Genomic DNA, 15373 nt, shown 5'->3' with positions numbered 1-15373 from the left:
TATGTCTAAAGAACTGGATGTAGCCAAACGCGCAAAGGTTATAGAATGGCTGAAGACGGAAGTACTCGATCAGGTGTCGCGCTTGTTCCGAGCCATGTGGGAAGGGAGCACCTCCCGTATTGGGGACAGTCTGGCAAGTCTGATCATGAGCGCTTACATTCTGGGCAGACGGCTGGGTGTTTCTTACAGCGATCTGGATCAGCAGCTGCTCGACAAACTGAGAAAGCACAGACAGGAGGGCCACCAGCTTGAAGACTGGTATCAGGATATTTCCGCACTCGAAGAACATATGCGTAAGAGGTGAACACATTTGAAATCAAGCGTGGCTGCGGTGGTATGGAGCATCATCTATCTGCTGCTGCTGTTATCTTTGCTCACTCCATTGAGGGTCCTTACACCATTTTTCCTGATCGTGCCCGGTGCCGTGCTGTTCGCGTCCCAGCCGTTCAGGAAGTTTGTAATGTGTGTCATACCGGTGGCGCTGATTCTGGCCATAATCAGTCCGCTGTTTCTGATTCCGATGGCATATTTTCTGATACCGGCCATAATCATGGGCAGAGCGTATAAGAAAGGCGTACCCGCTTTTCATACCCTCATGACCGGCACAGGTGTCATTATCGCCGAATTTTTGCTGCTGCTGCTGGTGGGCACTGTATTTTTCCAGTTCGACCTGTCCCAGTATATCCGGCAAATCGTAACGGAAATGGTGGCGCCGCTGCAGGATATGGCCAATAACAACCCGCTTACCCAAATGACGTGGGATGATGCGGCAACGAAGAATATCGCCGATGTTACGGTGCTTATGATCCCGTATGCCCTTATTGTCACCTCGTTCACGATGGCTGTCATCACGCATGCATTGACAAGACCGATCCTGAGCTCCATGGGCATGGCGGTACCAAAAATGAAGCCTGCCCGCGAATGGAGGCTGCCGCGTGCGTTAATATGGTATTATCTGCTGGCGGTCATCATAGAATGGATTGCCTACGGATCGGATGGCGGCTGGGCGACAACGATTGCCGCCAATCTCATTCCGCTGATCAATATTTGCTTTCTGATCCAGACGATCGGATTCTTCTTTTTTCTCGTGCATGCCCGCAAATGGAATCCGGTGCTTTCCTTCGTGTTCGCAGGGATCGTGCTGCTTATTCATCCGCTGCGCATCATCGGCATTATCGACTTAGCCTTTCCACTGCGTGAAGCCATTACAAGATCGAAGAGGTAGGGTGAAGAGTCATGCCTAAATTTCTTCAGCAACGCTGGCACGGCTATCATACCGTATGGGCGTTTCTGCTGCTGTTGCTGCTGGTCATTGCGCTAACGTGGTACAACTGGGAGCTTGGCGTGATCGGCCTGCTGCTGTCTTTTGTCATGGGGGGCGTGCTGCTGCGGTCCGAAATGCGGTTCAGAAACGATCTGTCGGAGTACATTACCGGCCTTTCTTTCCGTGTGAAAAGGGTCGAAGGGGAAGTGATCAGCACGCTGCCGTTCGGGATCATTCTCTACAGCGAGGACCGTTCGGTGGAGTGGACGAACAAGTTTGCCGCTGACCTGTTCGTGGAGCAGTCTCTGATCGGGGAACCGCTGCAGGAGCTTTTTCCACAGCTGGCCGGAGTTCTGCAGGCCAAGAAGGACAAGGACAACAAGGAAGCCGTGAAGGAGCATCAGGTTGAACTGCAGCATGACAGCAGGTTTTACCGCTTCCTCATCATCCCGGATGAGCGGCTTATCTACCTCTATGAAATCACAGAGCTGGTTGTGTTGAGAGATAGATACGAGAACGAGCGTCTCGCCATCGGGATCGTACTCCTTGATAATCTCGATGAGGCATCCCAAAGCATGGATGACCAGCAGCGGACGGCGCTGGTTGCCAAAGTCTCCAGCGAGATTACATCCTGGGCAAAGCAGTATGGCGTTTATTTGCGCCGGCTCTCCTCGGAGCGCTATCTCATGATGCTCAGCTACAAGTCGCTGGCCGAGCTGGAGCAGAGCCGCTTTGTAATTTTGGATACCGTGCGTGAAATGACGGCCGATCTGAAGGTGCCAATGACACTGAGCATCGGCCTTGCCTTCGGAGCGGATACGATCAGCGAGCTGGGCGAGCTGGCGCAATCCAGCCTGGATATGGCGCTTGGACGCGGAGGTGATCAGGCGGCCGTGAAAGCGGGACAGCGGCTGTCCTTCTACGGCGGCAAATCCAACGCCGTCGAGAAGCGGACGAGGGTAAGAGCGCGGGTGATCGCCCATGCTCTGCGTGATCTGATGCAGGAAAGCGACAGGGTGATCATTTTGGGGCATAAAAACCCCGACATGGACGCCATCGGCGCCGCTATTGGCGTGTGGAAGGCGGCATCGCTGTTCAATGTGGAGACCCATATCGTGCTGGATAAGCCGAATCCGTCAATCACCCGCCTGATGGATCAGGTGAACAAAGAGGAGGTGCTGGCCAACTCATTCGTCTCGCCGGAACAGGCGATGCAGATGATGACCGAGCACAGCCTGCTGGTGGTGGTGGATACGCACAAGGCGTCGATGACCATGGAGCCGCGGCTTGTCAAGCAGGCAAGCCGTGTGGTTGTAGTCGACCACCACCGCCGTGGGGAAGAATTTATAAACGACGCGGTATTGATCTATCTGGAGCCTTACGCCTCCTCAGCGTGCGAGCTGGTTACCGAGCTGCTGCAGTATATTCATGACAAGGTGCAGTTCACGCCGCTGGAAGCAACGGCGCTGCTGTCCGGTATTACTGTGGATACGAAGCATTTCTCCCTGCATACGGGATCGCGGACCTTTGAGGCGGCGGGCTTCCTCAGAAGAAGCGGTGCGGATACGGTGATGATTCAGCGTCTGCTTAAGGAAGATCTGGATGAATATATTGCTAAGGCAGAAATCATCAAGCATGCTAAAATGTTGTATGGGCGCATTGCGCTGGCGGTAACCGAGCCCGGTCAAAAAATCCCGCAGCTGCTTATTGCCCAGGTGGCGGATACGCTGCTTAATATGACGGACGTGCTCGCGTCCTTCGTTGTCAGCGAACGTCCGGATGGACTGGTGGGCATCAGTGCCCGTTCACTCGGACGCATGAATGTACAGGTAGTTATGGAAAGGCTGGGAGGCGGAGGCCACCTGACAAACGCGGCTGTTCAGCTGGATTGTACGCTGGAGGAAGCGGAACGCAGGCTGATCGAAGTCCTGGCTGAAATAGAAGGGGAAGAGGGGTTGTTCGAATGAAGGTTATTTTTCTGAAAGACGTAAAGGGTCAAGGCAAAAAAGGACAGGTTAAGGAAGTATCGGATGGTTATGCAACGAATTTCCTGCTGCCGCGCAATCTGGCGCGTCCGGCAACCGATGGCAACATGAAGGTGCTGGAGAACCAAAATGCGGCGGAAGAAAGACGCAAGCAGGAGGAGAAGGCGGAAGCTCAGGAGCTCGGCAAAAAGCTGGAGGCATTGACCGTGCAGCTGAAAGCCAAAGCCGGCGAAGGCGGCCGCTTGTTCGGCGCCATTACCTCCAAGCAAATTGCGGATGCGCTGGCATCTGACGGCGTAAAGCTGGATAAGCGCAAAATCGAACTGGAGGAGCCGATCCGGACGCTCGGCGTGACCCAAATGATGGTCAAGCTTCATCCGGAAGTGAAGGCGACCCTTAAGGTTCAGGTGACTGAAGAGTAATATGGGCGGCGAATTTTATGATCGGATTCCCCCGCAGAATCTGGAGGCCGAGCAAGCGGTAATAGGTTCGATCCTGCTGCAGGCCGAAGCGCTGATTACGGCGATGGAGCGGGTTCAGACCGATGATTTTTACGACAAATCCCACCAGCTGATTTTTGAAGCAATGATTGAACTGGGTGAAGCCGGCCAGCCGATCGACTTGGTCACCTTGACCTCCAAGCTGCAGGACAAGAGTCAACTGGAGGATATCGGGGGCGTAAGCTACCTTTCCAAGCTGGCCCACGGTGTGCCGACAGCCGCTAATGTCGACTATTACGCCCAGATTATCGAGGAGAAAGCCATGCTGCGCCGGCTGATCCGGGCAGCTACTCAGATTGTAAGTGAAGGGTATGCGGGCGGAGAAGACGTGCCGGGCATGCTCAGCGACGCCGAGCGGCGTATCCTGGAAATCTCCAACAGCCGTTCAGGCAGCGGTTTTATAGCCATACGCGATGTCGTTATGGAAGTATTCGATAAGGTGGAAAAGCTGCATCAGAACAAGGGCACCACGACAGGTATACCTTCGGGTTTCGTGGATCTCGACAAAATGACCGCAGGGTTTCAGCGCAGTGACTTGATCATCGTAGCCGCACGCCCTTCCGTCGGCAAGACGGCTTTCGCCTTGAATATCGCGCAGAACGTCGCCGTTCGCGCCAAGGAGACCGTGGCCATCTTCAGTCTGGAGATGTCGGCGGCCCAGCTCGTGCAGCGTATGATTTGCGCGGAGGCGAACCTGGACGCGAACGTCATGCGGACCGGGGAGTTCAAAGGGGATGAGGATTGGGCCAAGCTGACGATGGGCATTGCGGCCTTGGCGGAAGCCGAGATCTATATTGACGATACGCCGGGGGTAACGGTCGCGGATATCCGCGCCAAATGCCGCCGTCTGAAAACAGAGAAGGGCCTGGGCATGATCGTCATCGACTACCTGCAGCTCATTCATGGGCGCGGCAAAGCCGGTGAGAACCGCCAGCAGGAGGTTTCGGAAATTTCCCGTACGCTGAAGCAGATCGCGCGTGAGCTGGAAGTGCCGGTCATTGCCCTGTCCCAGCTCAGCCGGGGTGTGGAGCAGCGGCAGGACAAGCGTCCGATGATGAGTGACCTGCGGGAATCGGGCTCGATCGAGCAGGATGCCGATATCGTGGCCTTCCTGTACCGGGATGATTATTACAACCAGGAGACCGAGAAGAAGAATATTATCGAGATCATTATTGCCAAACAGCGTAATGGTCCGGTTGGTACGGTGGAACTCGTATTTCTTAAAAATTATAATAAATTCGCCAACTACGAGCGTGCGCATGCCGATGCGTTTGCAGGTTAACTTGCCTGCCGTGTCAGATGCACATGTATGCAGAAGGGCATCCTAGAGCCATTTTTATAATGGCTGCAGGGTGCCTTTTTTGTTTTGATAACGCTCACTGGAAAGCCTCATCTGCTGTTACAGGTAATTTTTTTTGTTTTCTGAATGGCTTGACGATCCAGGCCTGGGTTGTTACAATACACGTTGCAAACAATTAATTCCGATGTTTTTAGTTGCATATAGCTTATTCAACTGAATTTATATATTTTGGAGGTTAGCAATGACAATTAACATGCTTATAACCGGTCTTCTATGCGGCGCGCTGCTGGGGTTTGTGATGCAGCGGGGGCGTTTCTGCCTGACAGGCGGCTTCAGAGACATGTATATCGCGAAGGACAACCGGATGTTCTATGCCTTGCTGATTGCCATTGCGGTGCAAAGCATCGGGGTTTATGCGCTTCTGCAGGCAGGGATCCTGCAGTTTGAAGCCGGCTCCTTCCCGATTGTCGCCACGATAGTGGGTTCCTTTGTCTTCGGCATCGGAATTATTCTGGCCGGCGGCTGTGCGACCGGTACCTGGTACCGTGCAGGAGAAGGATTGCTTGGAAGCTGGATCGCGTTATTCGGCTACATGCTGATGGCGGCCATCATGAAGAGCGGTCCGCTGAAGCCGCTGAACGCTGGATTGCGTGATGCAGGAACGGCGTCCAACTCCATGGCGGGTACGCTTGGCATATCCGTCTGGATTCTAATCGCGCTCTTGGCTATTATCACCGTAGGGGTTGTGGTCCGTGAGCTGCGGAAGCCGAAGGTGAAAATTCCCGCTATGCGCCCCAAACGGAAAGGCCTTAGCCATATCCTGTTCGAGAAACGCTGGCATCCGTTTGTAACAGCGGTGCTGGTCGGCTTGATTGCCATTCTGGCGTGGCCGCTCAGTGAAGCAACCGGTCGAATGAGCGGTCTGGGCATTACGACACCATCAGCGAACATTATGCAGTACCTGGTGACAGGCGATGCGTCGATCATCAACTGGGGAGTATTTCTGGTACTCGGTATTTTCCTTGGATCTTTTATTGCTGCCAAAGCGAGCCGCGAATTCCGCTTTCGGGCGCCGGATGCCAGAACGGCTGTAACAAGCCTGTGCGGTGGGCTGCTGATGGGCTTCGGCGCCAGCCTGGCCGGCGGCTGCTCCATCGGCAACGGGCTGGTTATGACGGCCATGATGACATGGCAGGGCTGGATTTCACTGGTCTTTATGATCCTCGGTACGTGGACGGCTTCTTACTTCGTTTTTGTCCGTCCGAACGTCAAGAAAGCTGCACAGAAGGCAGCCACCCAGCCTACAACGGCATAATTCCGGAAATCAGATAGAATCGATAATATACATCAACAGGCGAGAGGAGAATCATATATGAAACAGAAACTGGAAGTTCTTGGCATGGTATGTCCGTTCCCGCTGATTGAAGCAAAAAATGCAATGGAACAGCTGAACAGCGGCGATGAGCTGGTCATCGACTTTGACTGCACGCAGGCGACGGAGAGCATCCCGCGCTGGGCGGCGGAGGCTGGACACGAAGTGACCAACTACGAGCAGCTTGATGAAGCGCAATGGACCATCACGGTTCAGAAGAAATAACCTGCAGCCTCATAAGCCGTTGTCCCGTGTAATGCGGGATGACGGTTTTTTTCTGGTGAAAATAGCCTGATTTACGAACAATTTAATTTTCAAGTTGTATATTGTTCGTTTTTTATTTGACTTTAAAAATGGAGACTGTTACACTTAAATTGCTGCTCGAAAGCAGCAGGATCATGCACGCCCGGGATGTTCCGCGGTTCTGGAACAGCTGCCGGACGTTTTTCCTGTTGTCCAAATCCAGTCCGCTGCACCGGCGCAAGGTGCCGTCCGGGTGGGGAAGCAGTCCAAAATCAGAGTGTCTGGGGCACTCCACGGAGGAATGAAACTATGTCAACTGTAGTCGTTGTGGGAACACAATGGGGAGACGAAGGAAAGGGCAAGATCACGGACTTTCTGGCAGAGAGCGCCGATGTAGTAGCCCGATACCAAGGGGGCAATAATGCCGGACATACCATTCTGATCGAAGGTAAAAAATATAAGCTCAGCCTGATCCCATCCGGTGTATTTTATGCGGATAAAACTTGTGTTATTGGCAACGGTATGGTTATTAACCCTGCAGCATTAATTGAAGAGATTAAATACATTCACGATAATGGATTTTCCACCAAAAATCTGGTCATCAGCGACCGCGCGCATGTCATCATGCCTTATCACATGACACTGGATGCGCTGGAGGAAGACCGCAAGGGACCTAACAAGATCGGAACGACCCGCAAGGGCATCGGTCCTGCCTACATGGATAAAGCGGCACGCAACGGCATCCGGATTTCCGATCTGCTGGATGCGGAGGAGTTCGAGCAGAAGCTGCGCCATTTGATGAAGGAAAAGAATCAGATCATCACGCAGGTATACGGCGCCGAGCCACTGGATGTGGAAGAAATTCTGAAGCAATATCTGGAATATGCCGAATTCATTCGTCCATACGTTACAGATACCTCGGTGGTGCTTAATGATGCGATTGATGCGAACCGGAAGGTGCTGTTTGAGGGTGCGCAAGGGGTTATGCTCGATATCGACCAGGGCACCTATCCGTTCGTAACATCCTCCAATCCGTCGGCAGGCGGTGTATGCATCGGATCGGGCGTCGGCCCGTCCAAGATCAAGGAGGTCATTGGTGTGGCGAAGTCCTACACGACACGTGTAGGCGACGGACCGTTCCCGACTGAGCTGAACAATGAGATCGGTGATTTTATCCGTGAAAAAGGCCATGAGTACGGAACAGTCACCGGGCGTCCGCGCCGTGTCGGCTGGTTCGACAGCGTCGTAGTCCGCCATGCCCGCCGGGTGAGCGGCATTACAGGGTTGTCCCTAAACTCGTTGGACGTACTGACAGGCCTGGAGACGGTCAAAATCTGCACAGGCTACAAATATCGTGGGGAGATCATTACACACTATCCGGCCAGCCTGAAGATGCTGGCAGAGTGCGAAGCTGTGTATGAAGAGCTGCCAGGCTGGAGCGAGGACATCAGCAACGTGAAGACGCTCGATAAACTGCCGGAGAATACGCGCAATTACGTGAAGCGTGTATCCGAGCTTACAGGCATTCCGATTGCTATCTTCTCCGTAGGCCGCAACCGTGAGCAGACGAATCAGGTGCTTCCGATTTACGTATAATAGATTCATATTATTCAGCGTGTCAGCTGCTTATTTACAGAATGCAGCCGGCACGCTTTATTATTTTTTGAGACGTTGTAACTCTCCTGCGCGCCACTCAGGGGTTAATGCTCTTCTTTTTCGTCCATACTGGTACAAAAAGGTAATCGAAGCTGCTGTGTGGTGCCAAGAGGAGGAGATTGCATATGAGATGGCTCGGATGGCTGATGAAGACAGGGTTGACCGTCGTTCTGATCAGCGGGCTGACGATGCTGACCACGGGAATGGTTGTGAGTGTATATGTGAAATCGCTGTTGGAGTCTTTTAATATTCAGCTTGAGAATGAACCGGCTATAGGTTTGAATGTTTTCGGCGGAGGTTTGTTCGGGAGCAAGCAGCCGGATACCGGCTCAACGGAATCTGCCGTCACAGGCAATCCGGATGAAACGGGGAGCACACCGGTGCAGCAGGGAGACACACCTGCGAAGCCCAGCTCTGAAGAAATGCCGGACGGTGCGCTGCCTGTCATGGGGAGCAGCCAGGATGAGGCAGCATCAAGTGAAGCATCAGGGGAAACATCAGAGGAAGGTGCCAGTGGTGCCAGTAATTCCGATGATGCGGGATCCGGCGGTGAGCAGCTGGTCATGACGCCTGGTGAAATTGCGGAGAAGAAGGACAGCTTGCCGGAAGCGGAGAAGCAGCAGATCTTTACCATGCTGATGAACAAGCTGCCGGCTGAGGATATGCAGAAAATTTCCGCTGCCATGGAAGACGGACTGACGGAAGCGGAGCTGCAGGAGATTGAACAGGTGATTGCCAAGCGGATGACCACAGAAGAATACACCAAGCTGATGGAGCTGCTTAAGAAATAAAGACATATAGAGGTAGTTCAAAAAGTCATCTTTTGATCACGAAGGAAGTCAGGGAGCGGACTCGACATCGAATCTTGAATTCAGCCGGGCCTAAGCGGATGCTTCCGAAGCATGTTTCCTCCGGAAACATTTCAGGTGCTCACGTACCCCAAGTACGCTCCGCTCCTCAGTCCCTTGCTTCATTCAACTCAAGCGTTTTGAAAAAACGCACTTCGGAAGCATAAGCTTCGGTGCTGAAAACCTGACTTTTTGAACACTCACATATAGGTCTTTGGACTGGCTCTTTCGCATGTTTTGTAAACGTAAGGTATAAAAACCAAAAGAAGTATAGTGGAGTAAATCGTTTGCAAGCCGCGCCCCGCGCGGTTTTTTGCATTGTTTGGTAAAGTTGAAATCCCGGTAAAAGCTGTGTTAAAGTAAATTGGTATTATGAAAAGGTTAAATTTTTGAAACCTTTTTGCGTATCCATGCAATTTTAACAATCAAACTTAACTACGAACTAATGGAATTGTCCTTATACAAATCAGAGATCGGGAACCTGAATTTTTGAGCTAGAGAAAGATCTGAAAGGGAGAGAACCATGAAGGGTTTCAAGGGAACACGATGGATTGGCAAGAAGCCCGGAAGCGGAGCATCTGATGAACAGAAAGGCAAGAGGAAGCCCGCCTTTGACATCAGACAGTGGCGGCAAGGCTTGAACGGTCCCCGCAAATGGGCGGTAGTAGCGGCCGGAAGTGTCATTGTTGTGGGCGGGATCATATTTGCAGGCAACCAATATGTTGCCGCCAACACCGTCCCCTACTACAAGGTGTACATCAAGGGCACAGAAGTAGGAGCTCTTCAGAGCGAGGAACAGCTGAAGAAGCTGTATGAAAATAAAGCGCAAGAGTATGCCGAGAAATATCCGGATGTGGAGATGGTGCTGAATACAAAAGGCATATCGACCAAGGTGGAGAAAGCCTACAAAGCGGACATCGACAGCAACGCGACGCTGGATAAGCTGGACGGCATGCTGACGGCATACGCCAAAGGCGTTGAGCTGGTCGTGGACGGAGAGGCCGTAGGTATTGTCAAGGATACTGAGACAGCCCAGGTTGTGCTGAAACAGGTTCAGAAGAAGTATATACCGGACAGTGATGGTGCAACGGGTGTACAATCCAGTACCATGAAAGCTTCGACCGGGACGGCAGCGGCAGCGCCGAAAACCTGGCTGACCTCCGTAGGCATTAACGAGGACATCGATCTTGAATCAGTGAAGGCCGATCCGAACAAGGTGCTGACGGAGGAGGAAGCGGTCAAGGCTTTGATGAAGGAACGGGAAGAGCCGGTAACTTATACGGTAAGGGAAGGGGATACGCTCTCCACCATCGCCAGCAATTTTGACATGACGCCCTGGGAGATCAAGCAAAATAACCCTGGCACGAAGGAAAAGTACCTGCAAATCGGCGATGAGCTCAAAATTACGGCACCGAAGCCGCCGGTCACGGTCAAGACGGTGGAGAAGGTGGTCGAACAGATCAAGATTGAGCCGGAGCGGGTCATTCGTCAAAGCGATGAGCTGAAAGCCGGAACCAGCAAGGTTGTCCGTGCCGGACAGGCAGGATTGAAGCAGATGGATTATCAGATCACCAAGGAGAACGGGGCAGTCGTGAAGGAAGAATGGCTCGGCCAGAAGGTGCTGAAAGCTTCCGTGCCGGAGGTTGTGCTGCGGGGGACCAAGGTGGTTGGCCAGGGGTCAGGCGATTTCGCATGGCCGGTATCGGGCGCTTCTCTGACAAGCAGCTTTGGTTCGCGCTGGGGCAGAATGCATGAGGGCATCGACATGGTAGGCAGCCGCGATGTCAGGGCAGCGGATGAAGGCAGGGTTGTTTTTGCGGGACAGCAGAATGGATACGGCAATGTGATCATTATCGACCATGGCAACGGTTATCAGACATTGTACGGCCATCTAAGCAGCATCGGGGTCTCTGTCGGCCAGACTGTAAGCAAGGGAGAGTCCATCGCCGTAATGGGCAACACGGGCCGTTCAACGGGAACGCATCTGCATTTTGAGATCCGTAAGAACAACACAGCGCAAAATCCGCTCACTTATCTGAGATAACAGGACAGGCGTTCTTCAGGCACAAGCGCCTGGTGAATCATGAGTTTATTGTATTTATTTATTTTTAATATGGAAGAACACAGGGCGTGTCCGGCTGTTGCCGGGCATGCTTTTTGCCGCTTCCACGAGCTTTGACGGGCTGAGGGTGTTTTTTCACAGACAATATGAAGGGCAAAGGATGTAACCGCATGCCCGCTATGCTAAAATGAACGTTAGAATGAAAATAAATATATAAAATAAATTTAAAAATGGTTCCATGAGCTTCATATATAGATGCGATCGAGGTGAGATACGGCATGCAGGGAACGATTCTGGTGGTGGATGACGAACAGCCTATCGCCGATATTTTGAAATTCAATCTGGAAAAGGAAGGCTACCAGGTCATTTGCGCCTTTGACGGAATCAGTGCGGTCGATATCGCCGTCAAGCAGCAGCCGGATCTGATTCTGCTGGATTTGATGCTGCCGGGCATGGACGGTATGGATGTGTGCCGCGAAGTGCGGGGACATCATTTGCAGACCCCCATCATTATGCTTACTGCCAAGGACGGGGAGATCGACAAGGTGCTTGGCCTGGAGCTGGGGGCGGACGATTATGTGACAAAGCCGTTCAGCACGCGCGAGCTGCTGGCGCGGGTGAAGGCGCAGATGCGCCGTCAGCGCGGTGTCACGACAGCTGAGCCCAAGCCGGCAGAGGAAAAGCCGCAGGGGCTGCGTGTCGGGGAGCTTTATTTTGATACGGATATGTACACTGCTTATAAAAATGGGGCGGCGCTGGATCTGACGCACCGTGAATACGAGCTGCTGCACTACATGGCGAAAAATGCGGGCAAGGTGATGACGCGTGAGCATTTGCTGCAGGCGGTGTGGGGCTTTGAGTATTACGGCGACGTGCGGACAGTGGATGTCACCATCCGGCGGCTGCGCGAGAAGATCGAAGAGAATCCGAGTAAGCCGGAGACGATCGTGACCCGGCGCGGGCTCGGCTATTTGATCCATAACGGCAAAGGCGGCAGCTTCGGATGAAATGGATGGAGTTCTTCCGTACGATTCAGGCGAAGCTGATCATTATTTATGTGCTGCTCATCCTGGTGGCCATGCAGCTGATCGGCGTGTATTTCGTCAGTTCCATGAAGAACTCGCTGACGAGCAATTTCACGCAGGATCTGCAGGCCCGGGCGGAAATGCTGGCCGTTCTTGCAGAGCAGGACCTGGGTGGAAGCGACGGAAAAAGTGCGGAAGACAGCGTGGAAAGCCTGCGCGTGCGCGTGAACAATCTGTTTGACTTCAGCGGCGCCGAGATTCAGGTGCTGGACGCGAGCGGAAAGGTGCTGATCACCTCGCAGGGCTCGCATGCCGATTATGTCGGCCGCAAAAACACGCAAACCGTGGTCAGCCGCGCGCTGCAGGGCATCCGCGATAATGAAGAATATATGATTGATGAGGATAATGTGCGTAAAAAGGTCGTGGCCAAACCGGTCATCAGCGACGGCAAAATCGTCGGTGCCGTCTACATTGCCGCCTCCATGGCGGAGCTGTATGACACGATGCAGCGGATCAACAACGTGTTCCTGTCCGGGATGCTGATCGCGCTCGGGCTGACGGCCGTGCTGGGGGTCGTGCTCGCCCATACGATCACACACCCGATCAGGCTGATGACGAAGCATGCGACGGCTGTAGCGGAGGGCAATTTCGAGCAGAAGATGCCTGTGTTCGGCAGTGACGAGATTGGCCAGCTGAGCAGCGCCTTCAATTATATGACCAGCAGGCTGCGTGATGCGCTCGCCCAGAACGAGGAGGAGAAGGAGAAGCTGTCCTCCATTCTGTCGAACATGAGCGACGGCGTCATTGCGACGGATGAGAACGGGCGGGTCATCCTCGTCAACCTGCGCGCCAGTTCCATGCTCGGGGTGAACAATAACGAGATTGCCGGCAGGCATATCGCACTGTTGCTTGGCCTCGACCCGGAGGAAGCGGATGCGCTCATTACGGGCATACCCGCATCCACATTGCTGCAGCTGGAACCGCCGGACCAGTCCGAGCCGGTCGTGATCCGGGTCACGTTCACACCGATTCATCGCCGCGAGATCGGCATTACCGGCACCATCGCCGTCCTGCAGGATGTGACCGAGCAGGAGGAGATGGAGCATACGCGGCGCGAGTTCGTGGCGAACGTGTCGCATGAGCTCCGGACGCCGCTGACGACGATTCGGAGCTACGCGGAAGCGCTCGACGAGGGCGCCATGCAGGAGCCGCAGCTCGGCGAGCGCTTTGTCGGCGTTATCCGGAACGAGACCGAGCGCATGATCCGGCTGGTTACGGATCTGCTGCACCTGTCCAGGCTGGATTCCAACGAGGCACCGCTTCGCATTCAGCCGGTGGATGTGGAAGAGCTGCTGGAGGACGTGGCAGACCGCTTTTCGTTCCAATTGCAGGAGAAGCAGATAACGGACCGGGTCGTCATTGAACAGGGCATCGGTGCGGTTATGGTGGACCGGGATCAGGTGGATCAGGTGCTGGATAATCTGGTATCGAATGCGCTCAAATACACGCCGGAAGACGGCAGCATTGTGATCGAGGCCCGCCGCCGCGGTGAGTGGCTGGCGATATCCGTACAGGATACCGGTATCGGCATCCCGAAGAAGGATCTCGACAGGATTTTCGAACGTTTCTACCGTGTCGACAAAGCCCGTTCGCGAAACATGGGGGGAACAGGGCTGGGCTTGTCGATTGCCCGGGAAATTGTCAAAGCGCATGGCGGCACAATCACCCTGGAATCCGAGCTCGGCAAAGGAACATGTGCGACGTTTACACTGCCGCTGCCGGGTGAAGGGAGGGAAGCGCAGTGAAGGAACGCTTGAAGTCGGCGGCGCTGGCCGTCCTGGTGTTGGGCAGTCTGGTGCAGAGCTATTTCCTGATTTACCGTCTGCCGGGAAGCGGCACAGTGCTTACATCGGAGACGAGCTATGTGCAGACCGAGAATATGGGTCAGGAGGAGAGCGTCGAGGATCTGATTTTCCCTGATCGGATGATCATCCATATGGGGGGGAACAAGCATACGGTCTTCTATCCGGGAACGACCTTTTATGATCTGATTCTATCGCGTCTGGAAGGACGGACCTTCGAAAACTATCAAAGACGCAGTATCCAGTCAGCAGACTGGAATGCGGTCCGCGAGCAGAACAAGGGGATTGAGCTCTCCTTCAGTGGAGGCGTTCCCGTTACGCTGCTGGAGAAGCTGATGCGGATCACGCCGGATCCCGTCTTTCGTGCGGAGACGATCAACCGAATCTGGATCTACATTGACAAGCAGGCGTCGAAGACGCACGCGCTGTTCTTCAGCACTCGCGGGGATGTCGTGTATGAAGCGACCCAGGCGGATTTGACGGTCGAGGATGTGGAGCAGCATGCAGCCTTTGGCATCAGCTCGCCGCCATATGAGATGGTGGACGGGAATTATTATATCCCTCAAGAGGATATGGAGGTAGAGCAGCCTGTCGTGCTGTCGGGCTTGTTCACCATTGAGCAAATGCAGCGCAACCTGTTTTTTGATCCAAGCATTACGCGCAATATTCAGGAGAAGGACGGATCGGAAATCTATACGGACAGCAAGCGCAGCCTTCAGGTGAAGCAGGAGCAGCGCTGGATGAGTTATACGGACCCGGCCGCCCCTTCCTCGGAGCAAAGCGACGCCGTCCGTGATCTGCTTGCAGGCGTGGAATTCGTCAACCAGCACGGCGGCTGGGACGGCCGCTATCGGCTGGCGCTGCAGAGCAGCCTGGATTACGGGACCAAGGTTGTATTCCAGCAGTATTACAAGTCTTTCCCGGTGATGGACAAGCCGTCCTTCCGCTTTGGGACCATACAATTGGAGATGCAGCAAGAGACGGCGTCGGTCTACGAGCGCTCATTGCTCTATCTGAAGGGCGGCGAGCATTCCTCCCACAAGGTGATGCTGCCGGGAGGCGAGAAGCTCAAGCAGCAGCTTGCCAAGCAGGCGGAAGGCCAGGCCATTACGGACATCAGCCCGGTTTATATGCCAAAGCTGATCGACCAGGGAATCGAGCTGGTTCCGGTATGGCGGGTGAAGCTGGAAAACGGCGGCGAATTCACAGTAGGGGCGTCGCCTGCCTCCGGAACAGCGGCAACTGGCCGCTAATGC

The 15373-nt window shown here is 54.0% G+C and carries 14 protein-coding genes; all 14 read left to right on the top strand.

The features are described 5' to 3' along the window. Position 1 precedes the first annotated feature (1 nt). The 14 genes from ACI1P2_RS22820 (at position 2) to ACI1P2_RS22755 (ending at position 15370) form a co-directional block, all read left to right on the top strand. Complete coding sequence (locus tag ACI1P2_RS22820; RefSeq protein WP_355322981.1) at positions 2-304, top strand: MazG-like family protein; 303 nt, start codon at positions 2-4, stop codon at positions 302-304. A gap of 6 nt (positions 305-310) precedes the next feature. After that, a complete protein-coding gene (locus tag ACI1P2_RS22815) occupies positions 311-1225 on the top strand; it encodes a DUF2232 domain-containing protein (protein ID WP_355322979.1) in 915 nt (304 codons plus the stop codon). Between the two features lie 11 nt (positions 1226-1236). Then, positions 1237-3231 carry a DHH family phosphoesterase gene (locus ACI1P2_RS22810; protein WP_355322977.1) on the top strand — a complete coding sequence of 665 codons (1995 nt, stop codon included), beginning with the start codon at positions 1237-1239 and terminating at the stop codon, positions 3229-3231. Continuing rightward, on the top strand, positions 3228-3671 hold the full coding sequence (gene rplI, locus ACI1P2_RS22805; RefSeq protein ID WP_355322975.1) for a 50S ribosomal protein L9: 444 nt from the start codon (positions 3228-3230) through the stop codon (positions 3669-3671). Before ACI1P2_RS22810 ends, rplI begins: the two co-directional genes overlap by 4 nt. A gap of 1 nt (position 3672) precedes the next feature. Then, on the top strand, positions 3673-5031 hold the full coding sequence (gene dnaB, locus ACI1P2_RS22800; RefSeq protein ID WP_355322973.1) for a replicative DNA helicase: 1359 nt from the start codon (positions 3673-3675) through the stop codon (positions 5029-5031). A 271-nt stretch (positions 5032-5302) separates the two neighbouring features. Next, positions 5303-6364, top strand: a complete 1062-nt coding sequence (locus ACI1P2_RS22795) for a YeeE/YedE family protein (protein ID WP_355323024.1) — start codon at positions 5303-5305, stop codon at positions 6362-6364. Positions 6365-6421: 57 nt separating this feature from the next. Beyond that, entirely contained in the window at positions 6422-6646 is a 225-nt protein-coding gene (locus ACI1P2_RS22790) for a sulfurtransferase TusA family protein (protein ID WP_355322971.1), read from the top strand. A 116-nt stretch (positions 6647-6762) separates the two neighbouring features. After that, positions 6763-6969: a hypothetical protein gene (locus ACI1P2_RS22785; RefSeq protein WP_408976308.1), complete on the top strand. Its 207-nt coding sequence runs from the start codon at positions 6763-6765 to the stop codon at positions 6967-6969. 4 nt (positions 6970-6973) lie between these two features. Next, the gene (locus ACI1P2_RS22780; protein ID WP_355322967.1) at positions 6974-8260 is read left to right on the top strand and encodes an adenylosuccinate synthase; all 1287 of its coding nucleotides are present in this window, start codon (positions 6974-6976) and stop codon (positions 8258-8260) included. Positions 8261-8445: 185 nt separating this feature from the next. Further along, on the top strand, positions 8446-9111 hold the full coding sequence (locus ACI1P2_RS22775) for an ICP22 family protein (RefSeq protein ID WP_355322965.1): 666 nt from the start codon (positions 8446-8448) through the stop codon (positions 9109-9111). A gap of 580 nt (positions 9112-9691) precedes the next feature. Further along, positions 9692-11212 carry a M23 family metallopeptidase gene (locus ACI1P2_RS22770; RefSeq protein ID WP_355322963.1) on the top strand — a complete coding sequence of 507 codons (1521 nt, stop codon included), beginning with the start codon at positions 9692-9694 and terminating at the stop codon, positions 11210-11212. Positions 11213-11508: 296 nt separating this feature from the next. Further along, the gene (gene yycF / locus ACI1P2_RS22765; RefSeq protein ID WP_355322961.1) at positions 11509-12237 is read left to right on the top strand and encodes a response regulator YycF; all 729 of its coding nucleotides are present in this window, start codon (positions 11509-11511) and stop codon (positions 12235-12237) included. Next, positions 12234-14060 (top strand): cell wall metabolism sensor histidine kinase WalK, encoded by a 1827-nt coding sequence (gene walK / locus ACI1P2_RS22760; RefSeq protein WP_355322959.1) that lies wholly within the window; start codon positions 12234-12236, stop codon positions 14058-14060. Before yycF ends, walK begins: the two co-directional genes overlap by 4 nt. Continuing rightward, positions 14057-15370 carry a YycH family regulatory protein gene (locus ACI1P2_RS22755; RefSeq protein WP_355322957.1) on the top strand — a complete coding sequence of 438 codons (1314 nt, stop codon included), beginning with the start codon at positions 14057-14059 and terminating at the stop codon, positions 15368-15370. The genes walK and ACI1P2_RS22755 overlap by 4 nt, the downstream gene beginning before the upstream one ends. Positions 15371-15373: the final 3 nt, after the last annotated feature.

Source organism: Paenibacillus jiangxiensis (assembly GCF_046098255.1).
Classification (GTDB): Bacteria; Bacillota; Bacilli; order Paenibacillales; family Paenibacillaceae; genus Paenibacillus; species Paenibacillus jiagnxiensis.
The sequence above is the reverse complement of the archived record's forward strand: the minus strand, read 5'-3'. Positions and strand labels throughout refer to the sequence as shown.